The sequence below is a fragment of the Mesorhizobium sp. M0833 genome, assembly GCF_040319905.1.
Taxonomy (GTDB): Bacteria; Pseudomonadota; Alphaproteobacteria; order Rhizobiales; family Rhizobiaceae; genus Mesorhizobium.
On record NZ_JAMYOQ010000016.1, the window covers coordinates 18,618 to 41,875 of the forward strand.

Consider the following 23,258-nt stretch of genomic DNA (forward strand, 5'->3'; position numbering starts at 1 on the left):
CTACTCACTACTGCCCACTCACCATGCTCGAAAACTTCAGCTTCCGCACCATTGTCGAATATCTGCCCCTGTTCGGGCAGGGCCTCGTCACGACCGTGTGGCTGTCTGCGCTGTCCTTTGCCGGCGCGCTCGCCGTCGGCATCGTGCTCGCCGCCATGAACCTGCAGCGCGGCCGGCTGTTCCGCATCCCGGCCAAGGCCTATATCGACGCCGTGCGCGCCACGCCGCTGCTGGCGCAGCTTTATTTCCTCTATTTCGGCCTGCCGCGGCTCGGCTTCGTCCTGCCCGAGCTCGTCGTCGGCATCCTGGCCCTGTCGCTGAACAGCGGCGCCTATGTCGCCGAGATCATCCGTGCCGGCATCCTGTCGATCCCGCGCGGCCAGGTCGAGGCCGGCGTCGCCTCGGGCAGGACCTATGTCCAGCGCATGCGCCTCGTCATCCTGCCGCAGGCGTTCAAGGTGACGATCCCGCCGCTGCTCGGCCAGGCAATCGTGCTGGTCAAGGATTCCGCGCTGTTGTCGCTGATCTCCGTCGCCGAACTGACGCGCGCCGGACAATTGCTCGCTTCCGACCGCTTCATGCCGGCCGAAGGTTTCATCACCATCGCCGCCTTCTACCTGCTGCTCTATTACGGGCTGAAAGGGCTGGCGGCGCTTTCCAGGCGCTGGCTCGGCCTGGCGGGGGCACGGACATGATCTGGCAGCAGCTGCAAAGCATCGCCGGCAGCTATCCCCTCGCCTTGCGCGGCCTCGGCATGACCGTGGTGCTGTCGCTGATCAGCCTGGTGCTGGGCACGCTGCTCGGCTTCGGCCTTGGCATTCTGCGCACCGGCGGCAACCGGCTGATCAGCGGCGCCATCGGTGCCTGGGTCGACCTGATCCGCGGCACGCCGTTCCTAGTGCAGATCTTCCTGATCTTCTTCATCCTGCCGGAACTCGGCATCGAGCTCGACGCCTTCACCGCCGGCATCATCGCGCTGACCAATCTGGCCGCCTGCTTTATCTGCGAGATCGTCGTCGCGGGCATCCGCTCGGTGCCGACCGGGCAGGTAGAGGCGGCGCTGGCATCCGGCCTGTCGCGCTGGCAGCGCATGCGCCAGGTGGTACTGCCGCAGGCGATGCGCATCGTGCTGCCGCCGCTGGTCGGGCAATATGTGCTGCTGATCAAGGATTCCTCGGTCGTCTCGGCCATCGGGCTCACCGACCTCACCCGCGTCGGCTGGCTGGTAGTGCAGCGTGTACCCAATGGGCTGCTGGTCTTCTTCCTCGTCGGGCTCGGTTACTTCATCGTCTGCTACCCCCTGATCATGCTGGCCCGCCGGCTGGAGCAACGCATGGGCGCGGCGCATGGCGAGGTGCAGTTGTGATGTCGAACCTTAGCAAAAATGGCACTGGCATGATCGAATTTCGCGGCGTCAACAAATGGTTCGGCCAGCTCAACGTGCTCAGGGATATCACGCTGAGCGTCGAGCCGCGCGAAGTGGTCGTCGTCTGCGGCCCGAGCGGCTCGGGCAAGAGCACCCTGATCCGCTGCATCAATGGCCTGGAGACGATCCGCGACGGCGACCTGACGGTCGACGGCCAGCGCCTCGGCGACGCCGCCACCAACATGACGCGGCTGCGCACCGAGATCGGCTTCGTCTTCCAGTCGTTCAACCTCTATCCGCACAAGACGGCGCTCGAGAACGTCACGCTGGCGCCGATCCATGTCCGCAAGATCCCGCGCACCGAGGCCGAGAAGGCCGGGCGCGAGCTGCTCGCCAAGGTGGGCCTCGCCGACAAGGTCGATGCCTATCCGGCGCAACTCTCAGGCGGCCAGCAGCAGCGCGTGGCGATCGCGCGCTGCCTCGGCATGCGGCCCAAGATCATGCTGTTCGACGAGCCGACCTCGGCGCTCGACCCCGAGATGATCTCGGAAGTGCTCGACGTCATGGTCGCCGTGGCCGAGGAAGGCATGACCATGATGGTGGTGACGCACGAGATGGGCTTTGCCCGCAAGGTCGCCCAGCGCGTCGTGTTCATGGACGCCGGCGCCATTGTCGAGAGCGGCACCCCGGACGAGTTCTTCTCGCACCCGAAGACGGACCGCAGCCGCGCCTTCCTGAGCAAGATCCTGCGGCATTAGGGTTCGAACTCAACTCAGCTGGCTGTCGTCGATGGCCGAGATGGATGGAAAGCGGCCCTTCGCTGGACGTTCCCTAATACGACAGATGCGCGCCGGGCTTCCTCTTAGGGCGGCCATTGCCGCACTTCCACCAGCCGCTTCCCTTATGCTGGCATCAAATCGATGACCCGCATGATCGCGACCGCACTGCTCGTGTTCTGGGTGCCTTCTGTCGTAGCGCCATTAGCGCAGGCCCAAACATCGCCCTTCTTGACTGTGAACTTTTGTTTGTTGTGAACGACCGAAAGTTCTCCCTCAGTCATGTGGCAGAGCATGTCGTTCTTCATCATGTTGTCAGTCGTCTTCGCTCCAGGCTGAATGACAACATCGCGCAGCTTCACCGTTGCATAGGCTGGTATGACCGACTTGCGCTCACCAAGCGCTACAACTCTGACGCCGGGTGAGACCTCCTTGCCCTCATCGGGGCCGTAAGTCTGGGCAGCTGCTGGTGTCCCCCAAGCGATCAGAGGCGTTGCGGCCAGTGTAAGACCGAGTGCAATTGTGGATCTACGATTGACGGCTTCCATGGTTTCCTCCCTGTTCAAAAGTTGGTCGGAAAGGTAGGCCAACAATCAACGATGGGCCGTTGCGGCGAAGAGTCAACTGACCTTCCGAGTTAGTTCAGTCTCGCTCGCGGCTAGCGAGTTTCACAAACCACTCGGGTCGCCGAGACGGAGAGGGGGAATTGCGCTGACCATGTCATTGCGTGCGACCTTGTCCCGCCATCAAAGACATTTCATTCTTGCGAAGGCCCTCGCTGCCAAAGACCCCTCTCCGGCCGCTTTGCGGCCACCTCTCCCTCGCCCTGCGGCGCAGGAACCCAAGCCTATTGCGCATCCGCGTGCGTGCTCAATTCGGCCCTCTTCTCATCCGAGACAACGGCGAGGTCGAGCACCTTCTGCAATTCGGCCGTATGGCGGAACGACGGCTCGGCCTGAACGCCGTTGCGCACCGCATCGACAAAGCGCTGGTAGTTGGTCGCCACCGTTCCGGCGTCCAGAACTTGCCATTTGGCGTTCTCGACATCTTCGCCGATGCAGGCTTTCAGCTCCGAGCTGGTCAGATTGTGCACGACTTCGATGCCACCCTTGTCGCCGTAGATGCGCAGGCGGAGTTCGTTGAGATGGCCCGTCGCCCAGCGGCTGGCATGAACGACACCGAAAGCGCCATTGCTGAAATCCAGCGCCATGGTGAAACTGTCGTTGGCATCGAGCTCGTACTCGCCGATCCGGTTTTCGGGCGCCTTGTCGAAGGACCGCAGGCGGCAGAACACATGGTCGATGTCGAGTGCGGCGCCATAGCTGGCGAAATCGAGGATGTGGATGCCGACGTCGCCCAGCACGCCATTGGAGCCGTGGCCGCGCGACAGCCGCCACAACCATTTCGGATCGGTGCGCCAGTCGCCCCAGAACTTGGATACCAGCCAGCTCTGCAGATAGGAGGCCTCGACATGCCTGACCGTGCCGATCTCGCCAGCCAGCACCATGGCGCGCGCTCTCTGCAGCGGCGCGACATTGCGATAGGTCAGATTGACCATGTTGATGATGCCGGCTCGCTCGGCGGCATCGGCCATCTCACTGGCCTTCTCGAAGTTTTCGGCCAGCGGCTTTTCGCAAAGCACCGGCTTGCCCGCCGCGATCAGCATCATGGTGGTCGGATGGTGGATGCGATCGGGCGTCACGTTCGCCACCGCGTCGAACTTGCCCCATGCCAGCGCCTCGTCCAGCGACGCGAAGCGGTTGGGGATGCCATAGATGTCCGAAAACTTGTCGACACGCGTACGGTCGAGATCGACGGCGCCGATCAGTTCGACGCCCTCGATCTTGCCGAACTGCCTGGCATGCTCCTCCGCCATCCAGCCCGTACCGAGTATCAACAGACGCATGATTCTTATCCTTAGGACAGGGCTTTATCTTCTTGTTCGATAATGGATTTGTCGTCTAGCGGAAGCCGGTTTCGCCGGCGGAATGAAGTTTTCCGCCACGCTCGACGATCGGCTCGAGCGCCTTTTCCACCGGTACGTTCGGCGCATCGAGGATGGCCGGATTGGAGCCTTGGGGGTTGTGCGCCCATCTCACCGCATTGCGCAGCACCTTGTGGACGTTGGCGTCGTGATAGGTCGGATACGTCTCGTGGCCGGGCCTGAAATAGAAGATGTTGCCGGCGCCGCGGCGATAGGTCAGCCCCGACCGGAACACTTCGCCGCCCTGGAACCAGGAGATGAACACGGTCTCGAGCGGCTCCGGCACGGCGAACTGCTCGCCATACATCTCCTCGTTTTCGAGCTCGAAATACTCGCCGATCCCGGCAGCGATCGGGTGGCTTGCGCTGGTCACCCAGAGCCGTTCGCGCTCGCCCGCCTCGCGCCATTTCAGCGTGCAGGGAGTGCCCATCAGCTTCTTGAAGATCTTCGAGAAATGGCCGGAATGGAGAACGATCAGCCCCATGCCTTCCCAGACGCGGCGCGCCACGCGCTCGACCACTTCGTCGGCGACGGCGCCATGGTCCTTGTGTCCCCACCACAGTAAGACGTCGGTCTCGGCGAGACGGTCGGCCGGCAGCCCATGCTCCTTCTGCTCCAGCGTCGCCCACGATACCGAAATCTCCGGGTCGAGCTTCAGCGCATTGGCGATCGTCGCATGCATGCCCTCGGGATAGATGCCGGCGACCACCTCGTTGGTCCGCTCATGAATATTCTCGCCCCAGACGACAGCGCGTATTGTCATGATGTCCTCGTGATTGTTTGAAGCTGGAGCCGCCCCTGCGGGTCAGTCATAATATCCTCGGCCGGGAATGAAAACCTCGAGATTGGCCCAAACGTCCCCCAGCGTCGTCATCCCAGGGCGAAGCAGGAGCGAAGCGACGTCGCGAAGACCCTGGGATCCATGCCGTGACTTCTATGCGCTGCGACGGTGCAGAACCTCGATGCAAGAGGGATAAGAGGTGAAAGGGATTGCGACAGAACGGCGTCAAATCTGCATCGTTGCATTCTTCGGCTGATGCAACGGCATGGATCCCAGGGTCTGCGCTTCCGCTTCGCGTCCGCTCCGCCCTGGGATGACGAAGCCGTAAAGGACCGCGAACGCCCTAAGCGCCGCGGCCCTCTTGGGCGACGCGTGTCAGCGGCTTTGACAGGCGCGGCACCACGACGAGCCGCTTGATCTTGCCCTTCTTGTAGGCGGCGAGAAAGCGGGCATAGTCCTTGAAGACGACGCAGCCATTGGATTCGGCGCGCCCGCCGCGCAGCATGTAGGTGTGGGCGAGCAGGCCGTCGCGGCCATATTTGTTGCTGCCGCTGGCAGGGGTGAGACGCAGGGCCTCGACGCCATGGAAGCGCGATTCCCGCAGCGTCAGATTGTAGGTGTCGGGCGGCGTCGGACCGACATTCTTCTTGTGAACGTAGCGCGGCTGGTCGACCATCGCGCCCAGTCCCGAATGTGCCTCCAGCCGTGAGCCGTCGGGCATATAGACGGTCTTGGCCGAGATGTCGTAGACGGCGACGCCGCTGCCCATGTTGGGCGTGGTGAACAGGTTCCTGAAGGCTCCGCCGAGTCCGCCGGAAGGCATGTCGGGCTTGGCATAGGCCAGCATGTCGCCGCCCTGCGTCTTCGACCGTTTGCCCGGCTTGCCCGACACCGCCGGCACTGCCGCTTGTGACGAATTGCGCGGCGACAGGCTGCCGGGTAGCGTCTCGACCGGCGGAGCGTCGGCCGTCTGGACCTTGCTCGCCCTGGATGCCTGGGCCCTGGATTTCTGGGGCGGCTCCGTTTTTGCTGCCTGGGCCTTTGATGCCTGATCCTTTGGCGCCCGGTCTTTCGAGGCTTGAGCCTGGGGCGCCGGCTCATCGATGTCCGCCTGCGGACGCAGCGTCGGCAGCGGAACGCTGTCGGGCATGTCGTCCTGCGGCGGCAGCGAGGCCAGTTGGACCTCAGGCTCTTGCGGCTCTTGCGAAGCTGCCGGCTCGCTTGCCACGACGGCTGCCGGGAGCACGTCGATCATCTGCTCCGGCAAAGTATTCGCCAGCGCCAGAGCCAGGCGCGACGAGCGTTCGATCTCCGCCACCTCCGGCCCGAAGCGCACCGATGCCGGGCCGTTCGGGTCGGGAATGCGTACCGGCTCGGCGAACCGGGCGGCGGCCGGCAGGCTTGCGAGCATGACGGGTGAGCCGGCACGGGCAAAGGCGGCGGCAAGCTTTTGCGGCGACAGCCCTGCTTTGGCCACCACGTCGTCGAAGCTCGATTGCCGCGATGCATCGGCGACGAGCGGCACCGTATTGCGCTTGAGACGCGCCGATTTTCCCTGGTGAACGAAATTCGACGCCGACCGCAGGCAGTTGGCATCGCACCCGTGCTGCAGCAGCTTGGCCGACAGCGCTGCGTTTGTCGCGGCCCATGTCGGGGCCTGCGCCTTTGCAAGGCTGCGGCGAGGATCGGCGAGCGCGATCGTGCGCGGCGCGAGCAGGCTTTGCGGGAGACCGTTGGAAGCGGCGGTGAGCGAGGTTCCCATCGAATAAAGGCCGGCCAAGGTCGCCACCGACCATAAAGCAATGGCTGCGCCGACGGCCGGAACCGCGACCCAGCGCAGGCCGGGCCTCATCGAAGTCAATCCAGTTGCAGGACTGTCACCCCGGGTTTTCGCACTTACAAACGCCATTCAACCACTCTCAATCGGCCGATGCCGGCTAGCGGATTTCGCAGCCGTGACATTCACAGTTCGCCTGGTGCCCCCAGCACGCTTCGCGTCTGTTGCCGATTGATTCAAAAGATGGACAAAGTTGGTTAACTAATCCCTCTACCGACCGCCGATTGGGCGACGGTCACACCGAAAAACGCCCTCCAAAACCTGCATAGTTGGCAAAACTGCCCTCCAATGATGACTTTGCTGCCCGTTTTTGTCGGCCGAGTCAAGAAAGCGAAATGACTAGACCTTGCTGGGCGGAGTCGGCATGGCTGCGAAAGTGAAGCCGGGCCGACCAGAATCTTGCGGCCGGCAGCCACCGTCATCAAGCCCCGGCGTTCGATCAGAACGGCGATTATCGACCCGGCACTTGTCGACCTGCCACTCGGGCGAATGAACGATTAACGTCTGAGAATTCGGGACAGCGGCAAGATGTTTGCCGCGCAGCAGCTGAATGTCGCCAAGTGCCGGAGCGGGATATCCAACACCTAGACCACAGCCACCACTATGTGAGCCTGAATTTTGGCAGTAACCTTGCCGCTGCCATGCCTGTCTGCAATGGCGGCTGCGGCATAGTCGGTTGCAGAGTCCAGCTTCCCCGCCTCTCTGGCCTCGATTTCGTTGCGAAGGAGAGTGCCCTGGCAATAAGCAACGGCCGGAAGGCGCGGCGAGGAGGCACGGCTTTGTTCGGCTCTCGTCTCGATCACCACACCGGAAAAACCTGCGTCCTCCAGCTCGCCACGGATCAGTGCCGTATCGTGGTAGCCATGCGGCGTGCGTGCCAGAAAGCGCGGCGGATCGTTCGGAAAAATCCTCGCCAGAGCATTCGTCACATCGTCGGCAAACACGTTCTCCTCGATGCGATCCCATACGCTGAATAGAAAATGTCCTCCGGGCTTCAGGACTCGCCGGGCTTCGCGGTAGGCAGATGAGCGGTTGGGAAAGAACATCGCGCCGAACTGACAACAAACGAGATCGAAGGCCGCATTTTCAAACGGTAGCGCCAGAGCATCCGCCTGACGCCATTTGATGCGATCGTCGGGAGCTTGCCGCGAAGCGGCGTAGTCGAGCATCGGCTGGTTGAGGTCGGTTACGACATAGCTTGCACCGGGCGACAGTTTTGGCGCCAATGCGCGGGTGACAACCCCGGTGCCCGCGGCGGTTTCCAGAACGGCGCTTGGCGACAAGGACGCTGCTCGCCGTGCAAGATCTGCGGCGAACGGCTCGAAAATCAACGGCACCATATAGCGGTCGTAGTTTTCCGGAATTGAGCCGGCGAATACCTTGTCCGTTTCCAACATTGCTATCCCCCGCCGTCCGTTTGATGGCTCGTCAGCATAGCATGGAATTGTTTGCTATTCGGTCGCATTCGACCGGGAGGCGGTTCGCTCCCGGAAGCTCCGAAACGCCGTGCTGCAATTATCTGCATATGTGTTAATATCTTATGGTCATGCGCATTGGTGCGTGGCCAAACATAAAATGGGAGGATGCGATGAAAACCATAAGTCGCAGGTCTGCAATCGCGCTTGGCGTGACGGCGGCAGCGGTGCCGCCTTTGTTCACGCTGGCGGCTGCTGCAAAGGTCAAGAAATACGGCCCGAAGGAAGGCAAGGAAATAGCCCCCGGCGTCAGATTGGTCGAGGTCGGCACCGGCAATTCCGATATCCCCGCTTACAAGAGCATCTCAATTGTCGACATAGTCTTTCAGCCCGGAGCAGCCGCCCCTCAAATGGTGATGGACAACGACATGGTGTGCACCATTGCTGCCGGTGAATTCACGATCAAGAAGGCGGACAAGGAATTCAAGCTTAGGGAAGGTGACGTGTACACCTGCGCCAAGGGCAAGACCGACGAGGCAGCCAACACCAGCAAGGTAGTCGGCATCCACCGCATCGCCGTCTTGATACCTGCCTAGCGCATGCCAGCGAAAACCGGCCCGCGTCCTCGTCCGGACGCGGGCCTTTTGATGAGGTGCGTGCTTATGAGCCGTTTCTCCCTCCGCGTGCGCTATATTAGAAATCACGCAAGTTTCTGGATGACTGCACGCCGGTCTGCGGGCCTGCATTGGCGCCCCCGCATTGGCGCCCCTGCATCGCCGCATTCGCAGGCCGGCACAGCTGGCGTTTGGCTTCACGAACCGGCGCGGTGCTCCTCCCGCGCTGCCTCCCAGACCTCGCGCGCCGCGTCTGCGTTCAGCGCCGCAATCCCCAGGCCGACGATCAGATCCGGCCATGCCGAGCGCCATAGGAAGGCCGTCATCACTCCGGCCAGTATGATCGCGATATTGGCGACGGCGTCGTTGCGGGCCGAAAGGAATGCCGCCCTGGTAAGACTGCCGCTGTGACGGCGGTAGCGCGCCAGCATGTACGCGCACGACAGGTTGACCGCCAAGGCGCCCAACCCCGCCAGCGTCAGCGCTGCCGGCTGCGGCGGCACCGGCATGTTGAACTTTTCCCACGCGGTCCACAGCGTCGCCAGGCCGGGCACCAGAAGGATAAGCGCCAGCGCCATGCCGACCCGCGAGCGGGCACGCAGCGACCAGCCTATGGCGAGCAGTATCAGGAGATTGACCGAGGCATCTTCCAGAAAATCGACGCTGTCGGCGAACAGCGACACCGAGCCGATCGCCAGCGCCACGGCGAATTCGATGCCGAAGTAACCGAGGTTCAGCAGCGCGACGACAAGCACCACCCGGCGAAGCCCGTCCGACGTAATGGCTTGCTGCATGGTCTGTCCCGATGTGATGGCGTTAATGTTATTGCTGGGCGTCCCGTTCCTCGACCGTCTCGATCTCGCAGGCCTTGAGGCCAGCCTAGGCCGAACATGGCACGTCTGTCACCAAAACACCTGCGAGCCAAAACAGGATGGTCACCCTGTTTTAGGCGCGCCCTCATGCGCGCCGCTCGTCAGGCAAAGCCGGGAACCGGCTTGGTCTTGCCGCTCAGTTGCGCGCCCAATGTTAGCGCCTGCGGGAAATTCCGGACGATCGCCGCCATCGCGGTGGCGCTGCCGGGGCGAAGGGCAATTCCGGCAATAGCAGCGGCAGCGTAGACCCGGGTCGAAAACAGTCTTTTCCAGGCCGCCTCGTAGCGTCTGGCGGCGGCCTCGCGCCCCGCTTGGCCACTTGGCGCGGATGCGAGTTCGCTAGCCAGCAGCCAGCCGGACTGAAGCGCCATCGAGATGCCCTCGGCGATAACGGGATGAGACTCTCCGGCTGCATTGCCGACCCGGAAGATGTCCTGTTCGTAGCAGGAGCGAATTCCCGGCCGGATCGGACCCGCGGCAAGCCACGGGCCGTCGAGGTGCGCCGGTTCCAGGGCGCCTCGCACGCCCCGGCATGAATTCATGACATGGCGTGAGACGACATCGGCGGCTGACACATGGCCCCGGTATTCGGGATCATGTTGTTTACGCAGCCGCGCGAGCACATCGCGGCGAATGCAGCACGAGATCGACAACCGTCCATGATCCGCCGAGACCATGCCGCCATAGCCGCCGGGAAAAGCCAGCAGAGGCATCAAATCCGGTGCGAGCGACGACCCGGTGAAATGCGCCTTGAAGCCGAGCAAGTCCGACGGCCGATTGGTCTTTGCGAGCTGGCTGGGTAATGGTCCCGGCTCCCAGGAGCCGTGTGCGGCGACAATCACCGGCGCGCGCAACATCACCGCTTCATCGCCGGCCTGAATTCGTACACGTTGCATCTCACCGTCCCGGTCGATGGCGACGGCGCGGCAGGGCTGGAAGATTTCGACGCCCGCCGATCGCGCCGCCTGTAGAAGCAGAGAGTCGAGAATGTCCCGGCCGAGCGCCCGGCCGAAGCCGTCTTTCGAACGAGACCCAGCTCCTGCACCAGGCATTGCCGCCTCGACGCAGGTCTCGCCGGAAAACAAACCGACACGGCGGATTTCGGGGCCGGCATTGGCCCGCCAGGCATCGCCGATCTCCAGCTGGTCGAGAAGCGCAAGATTGCTTGCCGAGATGTATTCGCCGCAGACCTTGCGCCGCGGAAATACGGTCTTCTCCACAATGGCCACGGCCCATCCGCGCCGGGCCAGCGTGAGCGCGACAGATGTGCCCGCCGGGCCGGCGCCTATGATGATCGCATCATGGGTCGACAATCGCGTCATGGTTCGTCACCGGCGCTGGCGCCGACGAAGATATGGGAAAACAGGCCAGCGCGCCGTTCCTCGACCGGTTTGCCGTTGGCCGCAAGCCAGAGGCCGGAAAGCTCGCGGCCGCGAAAGCCGGCACGCACGCTCTGAGCCGCGTCGTTTCGTGTGACGTCGTTGGCGCCGATTGCCGGGAGAAGACGGGTCGCGGCCAGCGCCAGTTTCGCCCGCAGCGGCTCTGTCGCGATGAGCAACGGGGCTTTCGGCCTGATGATCGAAAACAGACGCACGAGCTGCGCATCGTCGAGATGATGCAGAAACAGATTGACGGTGATGGCGTCGAACCGCACGCCCTCGATCTTTCCTGCCCAATCGAAGATATCGGCGGTAACGCCTTCGGCCTTCCATCCCAGCCTGTCGAAATCACCGCGCAATTGCGCGGTGACGAGGTCGACGCGGTCGAGCATCACCAGTTCGACCCCGGGCCAATGCCTGGCCATGCGCCGCGCCACCGCCAGCATGAAGGAGCCATCACCGGCGCCGATCTCCAGGATGCGGCGTGGCGGCGTTGGCACGAACCTCCTGAGCAACGACGTCATGATCGGCGCCTGAAACATCAGCATATTGATGCGACGAAGGTCGCGGCGCGCGACAAGCGCTCGCGGATCGTCGGCAGCAAGTCCGTCGAGGATTTCCGGCGCAAGCTGCCGACGCTCCAGGCCGCTCATGACACCGTTCGAAAGAGCATGGTTTCCGCCGTCAATCCTGGTCCGAACGACATGCCGCAGCCGAGCAGGCCGGGTGGCGCCTTCAACATCTCCTTCATCACGAACATGACGGTCGCGGACGACATGTTCCCATACCGACGCAACACCTCGCGCGATGGGTCCAGCGCGGTGGAGACCAGTTTCAGGGCCCTTTCGACGGCGTCGAGAACCGAACGTCCACCCGGGTGCACGGCCCAAAGGTCGATGTCTTCCGCCGGTCGACCGCCGAGGATGGCGGCCTGGTTGCTCCGCAACGCTTCATGAATGGCTGCCGGAACCTGGCCGGAAAGAACCATTTCGAAGCCGTGGTCGCGAATGTTCCAGCGCATCAGCTCCCGCCGCTCCCTCGCCACCAGACAGTGAAAGCTATCGAGCTCGATGCCGGCCGGCTCGGCGGTCACGAGCGCGGCCGCGCAGCCGTCACCCCAAAGGCAGAACGACAGCAGTTTTTCGAGTTCAGTGGTTTCGCGCAGATGCATCGTGCAGAGCTCGATATTGACCAGCAGGACCTTGGCCTGTGGGTCGGAGCGGACGATGTGGTGGGCCAGCTTGAGGCCGTTGATTGCCGCGTAGCAACCCATGAACCCGATCATCGTGCGTTCGACACTATCCGGCAGCCCGCAACGGGCAACCAGTTCGAGATCGATGCCCGGCGCCGAAAAGCCGGTGCAGGTAGTGACGATCAAATGGGTGATGCGGGAGGCGTCGTCGCCAAGCTGCAATCCGTCGATGCCCTTTTGCGCCAGAACAGGTGCTGCATCGTCGAACATTGCCATTCTCATCGCCGTTCCGGGAAACGCACCGCGGATGAAGGTCCCGGCCAAGTCGGCGGATGGTCCCGCGGGGTCGGACGCCGGCGCAAAGCAGGAATAGCGGTGCTCGATGCCGGCAACATCGGCCATGCGTTCGAAGATCCTCCGGCGATCGGCCGCGAGCATCGAGGCCGCAAAACGCAGGTAGAATCGATGAACCTCGTGCTCCGGCACCGCTGTCGCGATCCGGTTGATATAGGCTTTGATGGGCATATTCTGTCTCCTCGGCGTATGCACGGTGTGCCGCCGGAGGGTCTTTGGTTATTGACACCGATGTCGAACACCGGATTGAGCTGTTCGATAAACGTTTCCGGAAACTGATTTCTTCCCGAAGGTTCAGTACGTGCTGTTGGCAGGCAAACGGTTGGAGCCGGCGGGCGGTTGCGTCGGGCATCCAAAATCGCCACATCATGTTGACCTTCCATCTACTGGAAGGTCTATTTCCTCCGACAAAGGAGATTTCCGCCATGAACATCGGCGTCGCATCCGAAAAATCCGGCCTGCCGGCCAAGACGATCCGCTACTACGAGGATATCGGGCTCTTGCACCCGGCCCGGACAGACAATGGCTATCGCGATTACTCGACGGCCGATATTCACCGGCTGCGCTTCCTGCAGCGCTCGCGAAGCCTGGGGTTTTCGGTCGACGAATGCCGCCAGTTGCTCTCGCTGTACCAGGACAGGGAACGTGACAGCGCCGACGTGAAGGCGATTGCGAAAGCCAAACTGGTGGAGATCGACAGGAAGATCGCTGAACTGGTCGGATTGCGCGGCTTGCTCCACCATCTGGTCAGTCACTGCCACGGCGACGAGCGGCCGGATTGCCCGATCATCGACGAGCTGGCGGGACAAGGCATGGCGCAGTGAGGCTCGCAGCTGCTGCAACAGTGCTGTCGCTTGCCTGCGTCTCTGTCGTACTCGCCGCCGCCCATTCGGACCGTGATGCGGTCATCGAGGCTCGCCAGACCTCGATGAAGGAAATGGCCGAGGCGGCAAAGACGATCGCTGGGATGTTCGACGGCAAGCGGGCATACGACGCCGCAGCCTTCAAGGCGGCGGCCGAGACCATCCGCGCCCGCACCGGCTCTGCCTTGATTGCCGGATTCCCCAGCGCGACGTTGGGTGCGCCTTCAGGCGCCAAGCCGGATATCGACCCCGCCCGCGCGGAGTTCGAAGCACTGGCTCGTCATATCGAGACGCTGGCCCACGCTCTGGCCTCCGACGCCGAGCAGGCGCCGCCGCGCATCACCGATGACATGAGAATGGGTTCCGGCCTTGCGATGGGCGGTGGCAGCCTGCTTGGCAAGCGGCCGGGACCGGCGGAAGCCGATCCCGCCAGCATTCCCGCCGAGCACCTTCTGCACCTCATCCTGCAGGATTGCTCGAGCTGTCACTCGAAGTTCCGGCAAAGGGTCGAGTGATGGCCAGCTGGACGCCAGCCGGCAAGATTCGACCATCGGTCCTGGGTCAATTTCTGTGCCTAGTTGTGCCGCCAGATCTTGTATGCCGAAATGACCAGGATTGCGGCCAAGATTGGCAAGAGAACTTGCTCCGGCACAATGCCGAGCAGCAAGCCCCCGATGAACGTTCCGACAATTGAACCCGCTGCCATGACAAGCAAGAACGTCTTGTTCCTGCCGATCACTGAAAAGCTTTGATCCCGGCTGTAGCGGGTGAAGCCCACGAGCATGGTTGGCAAGCTCACCGCAAGCGACAGAGAGCCCGCCAGCTTAATATTGGCGCCGAACAGGAGAACCAGTGTCGGGATAAGAAGCTCGCCTCCTGCCACGCCTAGCAGAGATGCCACGATGCCGATTGCAAAGCCGGCAATGATGCCGGCGACGATCAGTGCCGCACCACTGAACAGCGGTTTGCCTGTCGCGCTCGGATCGTGACCAAAGACCAGAACGATAGCGATCAACACCAGCAAACCGGCAATCACCTTGTAGAGCGTTTGCGACTTCAATTTCGTTGCCCATCCTGCTCCGAACCAAGCGCCTAGAAGGCTGCCGGCCAACAGATTGAGTATGATCGGCCATTGCGCCGCGACGGAAGGCAGCGGCACCGCCGCCGCTCGGAACGGCAATGCCGTGGCGACGACGACCAAACTGGTCGCCTTGTTCAGGATCACAGCTTCGAGGGCGGCAAAGCGAAACAGGCCAATCAGGAACGGAAGGCGGAACTCTGCCCCGCCAAGTCCAATCAGTCCACCAAGCGAACCGACGCCAGTTCCAATGATAAAGGGAAAGATTCCACGTCGAATTGTCATCCGCCCATATGCTGCGAAGGCATCGAAGTTTTCAACCAGCGCGACTTTGTACGTTCCGCTCTGGATTATTCAGCAGTCCATTCGAAGTTCCGGCAAAAGGTCGAGTGATAGCGTCAGCTCCGCAGCTGCTGATCCGCCATGAAACTGCGCCAGCCGCCGAAATGCGAGATCTCCTTTGCATCGGTGAGGCCGGCACTTTCGACGAGGAAGCCTTTTGGCGACGTTCCATCGTCGAGCAGAAGCGTCCCGATGCCGAGCGGCGGCGGGATCGCGGCGACGAAGCGCCCGAAGGCTTGCGGCGAGAGCCGCCAGACTTCGACCTCGATCGCTGTCCCCTTGCCATTGCAGGTCCGCTCGAGCCCCGGTCGCGGCACCGACTGGCCGGCAAGCGCGTAAAGCCGGTAGAGCGGCGCCGTTCTCGCAGCCCGGGCGAACATTGCGCCGAGCTGCTGCAACTGGCCGTTCAGCGCCATCCCCGACAGATGCGCGCCGACCACGGCCAGCTCGATCGTGCCTTCATCCACGTCCGCGCGAGCATTGCCACGCGGCGGCAGCGGCCAGCCGGTAGCGCCCAGCGAAAGGCCGCTTGCCGCATGCACGTCGCGCGCAAGCGACGCCGTCAGATGGTCCTTGCCCGCCGCGGCCAGCAAGGTGACGCTCATCGGCAAACCGTCGCTCCGAGTTCCGCTCGGCACCGAAATGCCGCACAAGTCGAGCAGATTGACGAAGTTGGTGTAGGTGCCGAGCCGGCTGTTGGTGACGATGGGGTCAGCCAACACCGCTTCAACCGTATAATGCGTCGGCGCGGTCGGCACACAGAATAAGTCGACCGAGGCGATGACCGGCGCCAGCTTGGCCTTGTAGCGTTGCAAGGCATAGAGCCCGTTGAAAGCGTCCGCCGCCGAAAGCTTTCGCGCACTGCCGATGATCTGCCGCGTCACCGGATGCATGGCCGCCTCGTTGGCTTCCATGAAGTCCTTGACCGCGGCGTAACGCTCCGCCACCCAGGCGCCCTCGTAAAGCAGATTGGCGGTGGCGTAGAAATCGCCGAACGGGATTTCAACCAGCCTGCAGCCCAGCTCTTCCAGCGCGGCAAGAGCGGCCTCGAAGCCCGCCTGCATCGCCTGGTCGCCGAAGAACGTCCAGTCGGCCCTGGCCGGCACGCCGACCGTCAGCACCGGCGGGCGCGCGGCAAGGGCCTGAATGGCGAGGTCACGCGAATAGGGATCGGCGTTGTCCTTTGCCGCCGCGATCTCGAATACCCTGTAGGCATCGTCGACGGTGAGCGCGAACACCGAGACGCAGTCGAGTGTCCGGCAGGCCGGCACGACGCCGGCGGCCGACAGCGCGCCGACGCTCGGCTTCAGCCCGATAATGTTGTTGAGGCCGGCGGGTATGCGCCCCGAGCCGGCGGTGTCGGTGCCGAGCGCGAACGAGACGATGCCGCGTGCCGTCGCCACGGCCGAGCCGCACGAGGAGCCGCCCGGCACCAGTTTTGGATCGATCGCGTTCCTCGGGATCGGATAGGGCGTGCGCACGCCGACGAGGCCGGTGGCGAACTGGTCGAGATTGCTCTTGCCGACGACCAGCGCGCCGGCGGCCTTGAGGCGTGCGACGACGTTGGCGTCTTTTACCGGCAAGTAGGCATATTCCGCACATGCTGCCGTCGTCGGCATGCCGGCGACATCGATGTTGTCCTTGACCGCGAATGGTACGCCCCACAGCGGCTTTGCCACGGGGTCGAACGGGCCGAGCTTTTCTGCTTCGGCAAGCATCTCCGCCCTGCTCACCAGATGAATGAAGATGCCCGGATCGTCGGCTGTCGCGAGCCGCGCATGGATCGTATCGATCACCTCGCCGATGCCGACGCCGGCCTGATAGGCGGCGTGCAAGCTCGCTATATCGAAGCGGATGTCGCTCATTTGGCCTCGTCCAGAATGACTACCGGCAGGTTCCACTGGATCAGTACGACGCAGCCGTCTTTTGTCCACACCGAATGCTCGGTTCCGACCGGGTTCAGGATCACGCTGCCCGCGGCATAATCGCCGTTCTCGTCGCTCTGTGTGCCTTCCAGCACGATGATCGTTTCCAGCCCGGCATGGCGATGACGCGGCACGCCGGCGCCCGCCCGGTAGTTCAGGATCGCCACCGACGGTTCCGTCGGTCCGCCCTTGAGCAGCCAATGCACCGTAATGCCATCGCGGAAATGCTCGAACGGCAGGTCGCGCCAGCCCCCTTGAATGAGAGCCCGGTATGCAATGTTAGGCATTGGAAATTCCCTCGAGCACCTGATCGGTCGTTGCGGTCCAGCCGACGATGGCGCCCTGCGCCCTGATCATGGCCAGCGCTGCCGCCTTGAACTCGGGAAAATAGCTCTCCGTCGCATCCTCGGCGAGCAGGCATTCATAGCCGCGGTCGTTGGCCTCGCGCATCGTCGTCTGCACGCAGACCTCCGTCGTCACTCCGGCAAAGACCAGTTGCTGTGCGCCGAGCCGCTTCAGGTCGTCGCCGAAGCTGGTGGCATAGAACGCCCCCTTGCCGGGTTTTTCGATGACGATCTCGCCAGGCAGTGGCGCAAGTTCATCGAGGATCGCCGTTCCCGGCTCGCCGACGATCAGCACGCGACCCATTGGACCGACGTCGCCGATCCGTATCGATGGGTTGCCGCGGTTGCGCTTGGCCGGCGGCAGATCCGAAAGGTCTGCCTTGTGGCACTCCATCGTGTGGATCACCGGCAGGCCGGCGGTGCGGAACCCCTCGATCAGTCTCTTCACAGTCGGCACAATCGCCGTGACCCGGCTGACGTCGTTGCCGAGGCTGGCGCCGAAGCCGCCCGGCTCGGCGAAATCGCGCTGCATGTCGATGACTACCAGCGCCATCGTCTCAGGCTTGAAGGCGAACGGAAACGGCAGCGCCTCGATCTCCGCCATCAATGATGTCCCGCCATGTGCTCGCCGATCGTCTGCACGCTCGCCTGCGCGATCGGCGTCTCGTAGACCAGCGCACCGTCGGACATGACGAAGATGCGGTCCGAAAGTTCAAGCAGTTCGTCGAGGTCCTCCGACATCAGAAGCACCGCGGCGCCGGCATTGCGCGCCTTCATGATACGGGCGCGGATTTCGGCCACGGCGGAGAAGTCGAGGCCGAAGCACGGGTTGGAGACGATCAGAAGATCGACTTCGCCGGTCAGCTCGCGCGCCAGCACCGCGCGCTGCACATTGCCGCCCGACAGCGACGAAATCGGCGAAGCGAGCGAGGCGGTCTTGACCTTGAACTGTTCAACCAGACGCGCCGCGTAGTCCCTGATCGCGCTCATCCTGATCCAGCTGACCGGCTTGCCGGCCTCGTCGAGGTCGAAGGTCCGGAAGGCCATATTTTCCGCGACCGTCATCTTCGGTGCGCAGGCATTGCGCAACGGTTCCTCCGGAATGAAGCGGACATTGAGCGTGCGCGCCTCGCTGCGGCTGGCGCCATAGGGCGAGCCCTTCACCAGAACGTCGCCGGCATTGCGCGCCCGCTGTCCGGCAAGGACTTCGAGAAACTCCTTCTGGCCGTTGCCGGAAATGCCGGCAATGCCGACGATCTCGCCGGACTTCACATCGAGCTCGCCGATGTCGATGGTTTTCAAGCCGGTGCGGTCGGGCGCCTTCAGCGACTTCACCGTAAGCACCTGCCGGGCTCCAGCCGGCACCGGAGCACGACTGTCGAGCGCTGAAATCGGCTGGTCGCCGATCATCATCGCCGCCATCTGCTTGTGGGAAAGGTCGGAGACCTTCCCGGTTCCGGTCAGTCTGCCCTTGCGCAGCACTGTGATGTCGTCGGCAAACGCCGTCACCTCGTGGAATTTATGCGAGATCATCAGCACCGTAAGGTCGCCGCTCCTTGTCATGTCGCGCACCAGCCCAAGCACCTCCTGCGCTTCGCCGGGAGTGAGCACCGAGGTCGGCTCGTCGAGCACCAGGAAACTGCGGCCGAGATAGAGCTGCTTGATGATTTCGAGCTTCTGCTTCTCGCCGGCCGCGAGTTCGGCCACCTTGACGTCGAGCGGCAGCTTGAACGGCATACGCTGCATGAATTGCGCAAGTGCGGCGCGCTCTTTGCGCCAGTCGATGACCCCGGGCACCTTCTCGCGCGAAATAACCAGATTCTCCGCGCCGGTCAGCGACGGGACGAGCGTGAAATGCTGATAGACCATGCCGAGCCCTAGCGCCGAAGCGTCCTTGGGACTGGCGATCGCGACCTCGCGGCCTTCGACCAGCATGTCGCCGGCGGTCGGGTGATAAAAACCCATCATGCATTTGACCAGCGTCGACTTGCCGGCACTGTTTTCGCCGAGCAGCGCATGGAACGATCCCGCCGGCACCTTTATCGAGACGTCGTCCAGCGCGGTGAAGGCGCCGAAGCGCATGGTCATGCCGATGGTCTCGACGCCGACGGCTTTCTTGGCTCCGCTCAAGATCGTGTCCTCACGGCAGCTGCGCGACGAAGGATGCCGAGTTCGACACCGCGCCGAACACGCCGCCCTGCATCTTGATCATCTTGATCGCGGCGAGATGGTTGCCGTAATCGGTCGCGCCGCAGCAATCCTCCAGCATCACGCATTCGAAGCCGCGATCGTTGGCCTCGCGCATCGTCGTGTGGACGCAGACATCGGTGGTGATGCCGGTCAGCACGATGTTTTCGATGCCGCGCTGATGCAGGATCAGTTCGAGGTCGGTGGCGCAGAACGAGCCCTTGCCCGGCTTGTCGATAATCGGTTCGCCCGCCGCCGGATAGAGGTCGGGGATGATGTCCCAGCCGGGTTCGCCGCGCACCAGGATGCGCCCGCAAGGTCCAGGGTCGCCGATGCCGGCATTGATGCGGCGCGAGCGCCAGCGCTTGTTGGCCGGCAGGTCGGCGAGATCGGGCCGGTGGCCCTCGCGCGTGTGGATGATGGTGTAGCCCTTGGCCCGCATGGCTGCCAGCACCGACTTGATCGGCTCGATCGGCGCCCGCACCAGCGAAAGATCGTAGCCCATATGATCGACATAGCCGCCCGGCCCGCAGAAATCGGTCTGCATATCGATGATGATCAGCGCCGTATTGTCCGGCCGCAGCTCGCCATTATAGGGCCATGGATAGGGATCGGCATCGATGTAGCGCTGGGTGATCTCGGCTCTGGCGTTCATCGGAAAAACTCCAGTCATTTGGTGATCGACAATTCGCCCGGCGCGCCGGCAAGCGAGCGGCTCGGCGACGAGGTGGCTATCATGATGATGAGCGTGAGGATGTAAGGCGCGGCGTAGAAGAGATAGTAGCCCTGGGTCACCCCGACCGATTGCAGTGCCGGGCCCAGCGCGCCCGCACCGCCGAACAATAGTGCCGCGGCAAAGCAGCCGAGCGGATTCCAGCGCGCGAAGATGACCAGCGCCACGGCCATCAGCCCCTGCCCCGACGAGATGCGTTCGGTCCAGCTGCCGGGATAATAGAGCGACAGGTAGGCGCCGCCGATGCCGGCGAGCGCACCGCCGACACCTGTCGCAAGCAGGCGCACGGTGTTGGGATTGAGGCCCATGGCGCGCGCCGCATCGGAGCTGTCGCCGACGACGCGCACGATCAGGCCGGCGCGCGTGTTGCGGAAGGCCCACCACAGAAACACGGCAAGTGCCGCACCAATCAGGAACAGGATGTTGACGTTGAGCGCCGCCTGCACCTGCGGGATATCCGACCAGCCACCGAAGGCGATGGCCGGCAGGTCTGGTGCCGAGGGCTGGATGAACGGCTTGCCGAAGAAGAAGGCGAGACCGGAGCCGAACAGCATCAGCGCGATACCGATGGCGATGTCGTTCACCCCGCGGAATTTGCAGATCCAGCCGTGGAACAAGCCGAAGCAAAGACCGGCACCTGCGGCGGCCAGCAGGCCGAGCCATGGCGAGCCGGTCGTCACTGCGACGGCGTAGGCGGTCATTGCACCGAAGACCAGCGTGCCTTCGAGGCCGAGATTGATGCGGCCGGAGCGCTCGGTGATGGCTTCGCCGAGCGAGACGAAGATGAACGGCGTCGAAACGCGGATGGCGCCGCCGAGAATGGCGAGCGGCACGCCCCACAGGCCGATCTCGGTCGCGTCCATCAGGAGCCCCTCTTCCACAGATCGGGATTGAAGACCTTGAAGCGGCCGTAAAAGGTTTCGCTAAACAGGATGACGACGAAGAGCATGCCTTGCAGCACCAGCACGGTGGCGTCGGGCAGGTCCATGCGGCGCTGGATCAGCCCGCCGGAAGCGCCGATGCCGCCGAGCAGGAAAGCGACCGGGATGATGGCGAGCGGATTGTGGCGGGCGAGGAAGGCGACGAGGATGCCGGTATAGCCGTAGCCGGCGGCGAGCGAGGCGTTGGCGCTGCCTTGCACGGCGCCGACCTCCAGCATGCCGGCCAGCCCGGCAAAGCCGCCGGCGAGCCCGGTGAAGCCGACGATCAGCGGCCCGACGGCAAGCCCCTGCACCTGGGCCGCCCTGACATTGCCGCCGGCAATGCGGGCGGCAAACCCCCAGCGCGTCTTCTCGATCAGCAGCCAGGACAGGACGCAGGCGACGATACCGAGGACAAGGCCCCAGTGCACGTCCATGCCTGGAATGTTGCCGATGCGGTAGGCATCCGCCAGCGGCTCGGTCGAGGGTTTGTTGAGCGAGGCCGGATCGCGCAGCGGCCCTTCGACCAGATGGTTCATCAGCGCGATGGCGATATAGGCCATCAGCAGGCTGGAGATGGTTTCGTTGACGGCGCGGTAGTGGCGGAGTGCGCCGACGGCACCGATCCAGATGCCGCCGGCGACCACGCCCGCCACGCCCATCAGCAGGATGACCAGAAAAGCCGGCGCGCCATTCACTGCCACGCCGATGGCGGCGGCGGCAACACCGCCCAGCACGATCGCGCCTTCGCCGCCGATGACGACAAGGCCAAGTCGTGCCGGCAGCGCCACGCAGAGCGCTGCCAATAAAAGCGGTGCTGCCCGCGACAGCGAGTTCTGGATCGAGAACCACGAGCCGAAGCCGCCGCGCCACATCGTCTCGTAGAGTTGCACCGGCGATTTGCCGACCAGCGCGATGAACACGCTGAACAGCGCCATGCCGACGATCAGCGCCGCGAGCGGTATGACGAATGCTTCCGCCCGCCGCGCCGCCCATTCGAGCGCCGCCGGATAATTCCTGGCGCCAAACAGCGCCGGTGCGCCCGCAGTGCCGACCGTGTCTGCCATGGCCCCGTCTCCGATCCGGTTCAGGCGGTCGAACCGACGACGCCCTCGACCAGGTAGTCCATGCTTTCGAGTTCGAGCGCGGTCTCGACGAAGGCTTGGCCCTCGGTCGCGACGACGACGCCCTTGTTGCTCTTCAGCGGACCCTTGATGACGGAAAATCCGCCTTTCATCATTTCGGCCAGCGTGCCGTCGAACTGCTTGCGGGCGGCATCGCCGACGGCGGGGCCGAGCGGGCTCATCTTGACGAAGCCGTCGGCCAGGCCGCCGCGCGTGAAATTGGGCAGCGGCGTGCCGGCCACCAGATCGTCAACGAACACCTTGTAGACCTTGGCCCAGTTCCACTCCGCGCCGGTCAGGTATTTTTCCGGCGCCAGCGGGCTCTGGTTGGCATGATAGCCGCAGACGAAGGCGCCACGCCCGGCCGCCGTCTCGACCACCACCTTGGGGCTGTCGACATGACAGGTGATGACGTCGGCACCCTGGTCGACCAGCGCATTGGCGGCCTCCGCCTCCTTGACCGCCAGTGACCACTCGCCGGTGAAGATCACCTGGCAGGTGATGGTCGGGTCGACCGAGCGGGCGCCGAGCAGGAAGGAATTGATGTTGAGCAGCACCTGCGGGATCGGCTTTGCCGCGACGAAGCCGAGCTTCTTGGTCTTGCTGGTGTGACCAGCGACGACGCCGTTCAGATACTGGCCCATGCCGATATAGCCGAAATAGGAGCCGGCATTCATAGGATGCTTGTCCTTGCTCCACATGCCTCCGCAATGGCGGAACTGCACGTCGGGGAATTTCGCGCACATGGCGAGCATGTGCGGATCGAAATAGCCGAACGAGGTCGGGAAGATCAGCGACGCACCGTCGAGATTGATCATCGATTCCATCGTCTTCTGGACGTCGACCGTCTCAGGCACGTTCTCCTCTTCGACCACGGAAATGCCTGCGATCCCCTTCAGCGTGGCAGCGCCTTCGGCATGCGCCTGGTTGTAGCCGTAATCGTCCTTTGGCCCGACATAGATGAAGCCGACCGTGGCCGTCGCGGCGAAGGCCCTGGTGATCGGAAACGACGCGGACGCAAGACCTAGCGCCGCTCCGACGGCGGAGGTCTTGAGCAGCTCGCGACGGCTAAGCATGAATCTCTCGGACATTGAATGCTCCCTCAATGGGGCCTTTTGGGGCCGGTTAACACCTCAATGAGAGAAGTGTATGCAATCAGCGTGCCAGTTTCA

Annotated in this window: 24 protein-coding genes; 6 read left to right on the forward strand and 18 right to left on the reverse strand. The window is 63.4% G+C overall.

Annotation, left to right across the window (positions count from 1 at the left end; genetic code table 11):
* Nucleotides 1-23 precede the first annotated feature (23 nt).
* From NKH98_RS18875 to NKH98_RS18885, 3 genes are read left to right on the forward strand one after another with little or no spacing between them, the layout of a single operon-like run.
* Nucleotides 24-695, forward strand: coding sequence for an amino acid ABC transporter permease (locus NKH98_RS18875; protein WP_352900551.1), 672 nt, complete (start codon nucleotides 24-26; stop codon nucleotides 693-695).
* Nucleotides 692-1,366 (forward strand): amino acid ABC transporter permease, encoded by a 675-nt coding sequence (locus tag NKH98_RS18880; protein WP_023677250.1) that lies wholly within the window; start codon nucleotides 692-694, stop codon nucleotides 1,364-1,366. Before NKH98_RS18875 ends, NKH98_RS18880 begins: the two co-directional genes overlap by 4 nt.
* A gap of 29 nt (nucleotides 1,367-1,395) precedes the next feature.
* On the forward strand, nucleotides 1,396-2,124 hold the full coding sequence (locus tag NKH98_RS18885) for an amino acid ABC transporter ATP-binding protein (protein WP_352475653.1): 729 nt from the start codon (nucleotides 1,396-1,398) through the stop codon (nucleotides 2,122-2,124).
* Between the two features lie 143 nt (nucleotides 2,125-2,267).
* Here NKH98_RS18885 and NKH98_RS18890 read toward each other — a convergent pair whose 3' ends face one another.
* From NKH98_RS18890 to NKH98_RS18910, 5 genes are all read right to left on the reverse strand, one after another.
* The gene (locus NKH98_RS18890) at nucleotides 2,268-2,690 is read right to left on the reverse strand and encodes a hypothetical protein (protein ID WP_352475654.1); all 423 of its coding nucleotides are present in this window, start codon (nucleotides 2,688-2,690) and stop codon (nucleotides 2,268-2,270) included.
* Between the two features lie 299 nt (nucleotides 2,691-2,989).
* Nucleotides 2,990-4,048: a Gfo/Idh/MocA family protein gene (locus NKH98_RS18895; protein ID WP_352900554.1), complete on the reverse strand. Its 1,059-nt coding sequence runs from the start codon at nucleotides 4,046-4,048 to the stop codon at nucleotides 2,990-2,992.
* A gap of 55 nt (nucleotides 4,049-4,103) precedes the next feature.
* A complete protein-coding gene (locus tag NKH98_RS18900) occupies nucleotides 4,104-4,889 on the reverse strand; it encodes a ThuA domain-containing protein (protein ID WP_352475656.1) in 786 nt (261 codons plus the stop codon).
* A gap of 361 nt (nucleotides 4,890-5,250) precedes the next feature.
* Nucleotides 5,251-6,759 carry a tlde1 domain-containing protein gene (locus NKH98_RS18905; RefSeq protein ID WP_352475657.1) on the reverse strand — a complete coding sequence of 503 codons (1,509 nt, stop codon included), beginning with the start codon at nucleotides 6,757-6,759 and terminating at the stop codon, nucleotides 5,251-5,253.
* Nucleotides 6,760-7,328: 569 nt separating this feature from the next.
* A complete protein-coding gene (locus tag NKH98_RS18910; protein ID WP_352475658.1) occupies nucleotides 7,329-8,141 on the reverse strand; it encodes a class I SAM-dependent methyltransferase in 813 nt (270 codons plus the stop codon).
* 191 nt (nucleotides 8,142-8,332) lie between these two features.
* Between NKH98_RS18910 and NKH98_RS18915 the strand changes: the two genes are divergently transcribed.
* Complete coding sequence (locus NKH98_RS18915; protein ID WP_352475659.1) at nucleotides 8,333-8,755, forward strand: hypothetical protein; 423 nt, start codon at nucleotides 8,333-8,335, stop codon at nucleotides 8,753-8,755.
* A gap of 215 nt (nucleotides 8,756-8,970) precedes the next feature.
* Here NKH98_RS18915 and NKH98_RS18920 read toward each other — a convergent pair whose 3' ends face one another.
* From NKH98_RS18920 to NKH98_RS18935, 4 genes are all read right to left on the reverse strand, one after another.
* Nucleotides 8,971-9,567 carry a cation efflux transmembrane domain-containing protein gene (locus tag NKH98_RS18920; RefSeq protein ID WP_352900558.1) on the reverse strand — a complete coding sequence of 199 codons (597 nt, stop codon included), beginning with the start codon at nucleotides 9,565-9,567 and terminating at the stop codon, nucleotides 8,971-8,973.
* 179 nt (nucleotides 9,568-9,746) lie between these two features.
* Nucleotides 9,747-10,967: an NAD(P)/FAD-dependent oxidoreductase gene (locus tag NKH98_RS18925; RefSeq protein ID WP_352900561.1), complete on the reverse strand. Its 1,221-nt coding sequence runs from the start codon at nucleotides 10,965-10,967 to the stop codon at nucleotides 9,747-9,749.
* Nucleotides 10,964-11,677 carry a methyltransferase domain-containing protein gene (locus tag NKH98_RS18930; protein ID WP_352900563.1) on the reverse strand — a complete coding sequence of 238 codons (714 nt, stop codon included), beginning with the start codon at nucleotides 11,675-11,677 and terminating at the stop codon, nucleotides 10,964-10,966. The genes NKH98_RS18925 and NKH98_RS18930 overlap by 4 nt, the downstream gene beginning before the upstream one ends.
* Nucleotides 11,674-12,741 (reverse strand): type III polyketide synthase, encoded by a 1,068-nt coding sequence (locus NKH98_RS18935; protein ID WP_352900566.1) that lies wholly within the window; start codon nucleotides 12,739-12,741, stop codon nucleotides 11,674-11,676. The genes NKH98_RS18930 and NKH98_RS18935 overlap by 4 nt, the downstream gene beginning before the upstream one ends.
* A gap of 254 nt (nucleotides 12,742-12,995) precedes the next feature.
* Between NKH98_RS18935 and cueR the strand changes: the two genes are divergently transcribed.
* Together cueR and NKH98_RS18945 are read left to right on the forward strand one after the other, a co-directional pair.
* Entirely contained in the window at nucleotides 12,996-13,394 is a 399-nt protein-coding gene (gene cueR / locus NKH98_RS18940; RefSeq protein WP_352475740.1) for a Cu(I)-responsive transcriptional regulator, read from the forward strand.
* Nucleotides 13,391-13,948, forward strand: coding sequence for a cytochrome c (locus NKH98_RS18945; protein ID WP_352900570.1), 558 nt, complete (start codon nucleotides 13,391-13,393; stop codon nucleotides 13,946-13,948). Before cueR ends, NKH98_RS18945 begins: the two co-directional genes overlap by 4 nt.
* A 59-nt stretch (nucleotides 13,949-14,007) precedes the next feature.
* On the opposite strand, the gene NKH98_RS18950 is transcribed toward NKH98_RS18945, so the two are convergent.
* From NKH98_RS18950 to NKH98_RS18990, 9 genes are all read right to left on the reverse strand, one after another.
* Nucleotides 14,008-14,796 carry a sulfite exporter TauE/SafE family protein gene (locus tag NKH98_RS18950; RefSeq protein WP_352900573.1) on the reverse strand — a complete coding sequence of 263 codons (789 nt, stop codon included), beginning with the start codon at nucleotides 14,794-14,796 and terminating at the stop codon, nucleotides 14,008-14,010.
* Between the two features lie 113 nt (nucleotides 14,797-14,909).
* Nucleotides 14,910-16,718 carry an allophanate hydrolase gene (gene atzF / locus NKH98_RS18955; RefSeq protein WP_352900576.1) on the reverse strand — a complete coding sequence of 603 codons (1,809 nt, stop codon included), beginning with the start codon at nucleotides 16,716-16,718 and terminating at the stop codon, nucleotides 14,910-14,912.
* Complete coding sequence (locus NKH98_RS18960; RefSeq protein WP_352475666.1) at nucleotides 16,715-17,065, reverse strand: cupin domain-containing protein; 351 nt, start codon at nucleotides 17,063-17,065, stop codon at nucleotides 16,715-16,717. The genes atzF and NKH98_RS18960 overlap by 4 nt, the downstream gene beginning before the upstream one ends.
* A complete protein-coding gene (locus NKH98_RS18965) occupies nucleotides 17,058-17,726 on the reverse strand; it encodes a cysteine hydrolase family protein (RefSeq protein ID WP_352475667.1) in 669 nt (222 codons plus the stop codon). The genes NKH98_RS18960 and NKH98_RS18965 overlap by 8 nt, the downstream gene beginning before the upstream one ends.
* Nucleotides 17,726-19,210, reverse strand: a complete 1,485-nt coding sequence (locus tag NKH98_RS18970; RefSeq protein WP_352900705.1) for an ABC transporter ATP-binding protein — start codon at nucleotides 19,208-19,210, stop codon at nucleotides 17,726-17,728. The genes NKH98_RS18965 and NKH98_RS18970 overlap by 1 nt, the downstream gene beginning before the upstream one ends.
* Nucleotides 19,211-19,262: 52 nt before the next feature.
* On the reverse strand, nucleotides 19,263-19,964 hold the full coding sequence (gene biuH / locus NKH98_RS18975) for a biuret amidohydrolase (protein ID WP_352576462.1): 702 nt from the start codon (nucleotides 19,962-19,964) through the stop codon (nucleotides 19,263-19,265).
* Between the two features lie 14 nt (nucleotides 19,965-19,978).
* On the reverse strand, nucleotides 19,979-20,905 hold the full coding sequence (locus tag NKH98_RS18980) for an ABC transporter permease (RefSeq protein WP_352803565.1): 927 nt from the start codon (nucleotides 20,903-20,905) through the stop codon (nucleotides 19,979-19,981).
* On the reverse strand, nucleotides 20,905-22,029 hold the full coding sequence (locus NKH98_RS18985) for an ABC transporter permease (RefSeq protein WP_352900580.1): 1,125 nt from the start codon (nucleotides 22,027-22,029) through the stop codon (nucleotides 20,905-20,907). Before NKH98_RS18985 ends, NKH98_RS18980 begins: the two co-directional genes overlap by 1 nt.
* Nucleotides 22,030-22,049: 20 nt before the next feature.
* A complete protein-coding gene (locus NKH98_RS18990) occupies nucleotides 22,050-23,177 on the reverse strand; it encodes a BMP family ABC transporter substrate-binding protein (protein WP_352900583.1) in 1,128 nt (375 codons plus the stop codon).
* Between the last annotated feature and the right edge of the window lie 81 nt (nucleotides 23,178-23,258).

What these genes read in the sequence shown, in the direction of transcription:
- NKH98_RS18875 (WP_352900551.1), top strand. Translation starts at nt 24, where the DNA reads ATGCTCGAAAACTTCAGCTTCCGCACCATTGTCGAATATCTGCCCCTG.
- NKH98_RS18880 (WP_023677250.1), top strand. Translation starts at nt 692, where the DNA reads ATGATCTGGCAGCAGCTGCAAAGCATCGCCGGCAGCTATCCCCTCGCC.
- NKH98_RS18885 (WP_352475653.1), top strand. Translation starts at nt 1,396, where the DNA reads ATGATCGAATTTCGCGGCGTCAACAAATGGTTCGGCCAGCTCAACGTG.
- NKH98_RS18890 (WP_352475654.1), bottom strand. Translation starts at nt 2,690, where the DNA reads ATGGAAGCCGTCAATCGTAGATCCACAATTGCACTCGGTCTTACACTG.
- NKH98_RS18895 (WP_352900554.1), bottom strand. Translation starts at nt 4,048, where the DNA reads ATGCGTCTGTTGATACTCGGTACGGGCTGGATGGCGGAGGAGCATGCC.
- NKH98_RS18900 (WP_352475656.1), bottom strand. Translation starts at nt 4,889, where the DNA reads ATGACAATACGCGCTGTCGTCTGGGGCGAGAATATTCATGAGCGGACC.
- NKH98_RS18905 (WP_352475657.1), bottom strand. Translation starts at nt 6,759, where the DNA reads ATGAGGCCCGGCCTGCGCTGGGTCGCGGTTCCGGCCGTCGGCGCAGCC.
- NKH98_RS18910 (WP_352475658.1), bottom strand. Translation starts at nt 8,141, where the DNA reads ATGTTGGAAACGGACAAGGTATTCGCCGGCTCAATTCCGGAAAACTAC.
- NKH98_RS18915 (WP_352475659.1), top strand. Translation starts at nt 8,333, where the DNA reads ATGAAAACCATAAGTCGCAGGTCTGCAATCGCGCTTGGCGTGACGGCG.
- NKH98_RS18920 (WP_352900558.1), bottom strand. Translation starts at nt 9,567, where the DNA reads ATGCAGCAAGCCATTACGTCGGACGGGCTTCGCCGGGTGGTGCTTGTC.
- NKH98_RS18925 (WP_352900561.1), bottom strand. Translation starts at nt 10,967, where the DNA reads ATGACGCGATTGTCGACCCATGATGCGATCATCATAGGCGCCGGCCCG.
- NKH98_RS18930 (WP_352900563.1), bottom strand. Translation starts at nt 11,677, where the DNA reads ATGAGCGGCCTGGAGCGTCGGCAGCTTGCGCCGGAAATCCTCGACGGA.
- NKH98_RS18935 (WP_352900566.1), bottom strand. Translation starts at nt 12,741, where the DNA reads ATGCCCATCAAAGCCTATATCAACCGGATCGCGACAGCGGTGCCGGAG.
- cueR (WP_352475740.1), top strand. Translation starts at nt 12,996, where the DNA reads ATGAACATCGGCGTCGCATCCGAAAAATCCGGCCTGCCGGCCAAGACG.
- NKH98_RS18950 (WP_352900573.1), bottom strand. Translation starts at nt 14,796, where the DNA reads ATGACAATTCGACGTGGAATCTTTCCCTTTATCATTGGAACTGGCGTC.
- atzF (WP_352900576.1), bottom strand. Translation starts at nt 16,718, where the DNA reads ATGAGCGACATCCGCTTCGATATAGCGAGCTTGCACGCCGCCTATCAG.
- NKH98_RS18960 (WP_352475666.1), bottom strand. Translation starts at nt 17,065, where the DNA reads ATGCCTAACATTGCATACCGGGCTCTCATTCAAGGGGGCTGGCGCGAC.
- NKH98_RS18965 (WP_352475667.1), bottom strand. Translation starts at nt 17,726, where the DNA reads ATGGCGGAGATCGAGGCGCTGCCGTTTCCGTTCGCCTTCAAGCCTGAG.
- NKH98_RS18970 (WP_352900705.1), bottom strand. Translation starts at nt 19,210, where the DNA reads ATGACCATGCGCTTCGGCGCCTTCACCGCGCTGGACGACGTCTCGATA.
- biuH (WP_352576462.1), bottom strand. Translation starts at nt 19,964, where the DNA reads ATGAACGCCAGAGCCGAGATCACCCAGCGCTACATCGATGCCGATCCC.
- NKH98_RS18980 (WP_352803565.1), bottom strand. Translation starts at nt 20,905, where the DNA reads ATGGACGCGACCGAGATCGGCCTGTGGGGCGTGCCGCTCGCCATTCTC.
- NKH98_RS18985 (WP_352900580.1), bottom strand. Translation starts at nt 22,029, where the DNA reads ATGGCAGACACGGTCGGCACTGCGGGCGCACCGGCGCTGTTTGGCGCC.
- NKH98_RS18990 (WP_352900583.1), bottom strand. Translation starts at nt 23,177, where the DNA reads ATGTCCGAGAGATTCATGCTTAGCCGTCGCGAGCTGCTCAAGACCTCC.